Source organism: Martinezella lusitana (assembly GCF_010668395.1).
Lineage (GTDB): Bacteria > Pseudomonadota > Alphaproteobacteria > Rhizobiales > Rhizobiaceae > Rhizobium > Rhizobium lusitanum_A.
This window is the reverse complement of the sequence record NZ_WUEY01000087.1, coordinates 1-433: the sequence shown is the minus strand read 5'-3', so window position 1 is coordinate 433 and position 433 is coordinate 1. Positions and strand designations below refer to the sequence as shown.

The 433-nt window shown below is 55.9% G+C and carries 1 protein-coding gene; it reads left to right on the top strand.

The features are described from left to right. The coding region (locus tag GR212_RS36645) for a replication initiation protein (RefSeq protein WP_204326929.1) at positions 1–433 on the top strand (433 nt) is incomplete at both ends.

Below are 433 nucleotides of genomic sequence, written 5' to 3'. Positions count from 1 at the left end.
CTTTTGGCCTTCGTATCTCCGGCAAAGGGCGCGCGCTTCTTGCACGGTATATCCAGCAGAACCAGCCTCATGCACAGTTCTGGCTGGTTTTTGACGTTGACCGCGAGGGGGCTGCGATTGACTGGAGCGACCGGAACGCTCCCGCGCCGAACATCACCGTTAAAAATCCTGTGAACGGACACGCTCACCTGCTCTACGCACTCAACATCGCCGTGAGAACCGCGCCTGATGCCTCGGTTAAGGCGCTGAAATATGCCGCAGCGGTTGAACGTTCGCTGTGTGAGAAACTTTGTGCGGATGTGAACTACAGCGGCCTGATTTGCAAAAATCCGTTCCACCTGGAATGGCTGGTGATGGAGTGGCGCGAGGAAGCCTATACCCTCGATGAACTGGCTGATTATCTCGATTTGAGCGCCTCAGAGCGTCGTAGCAT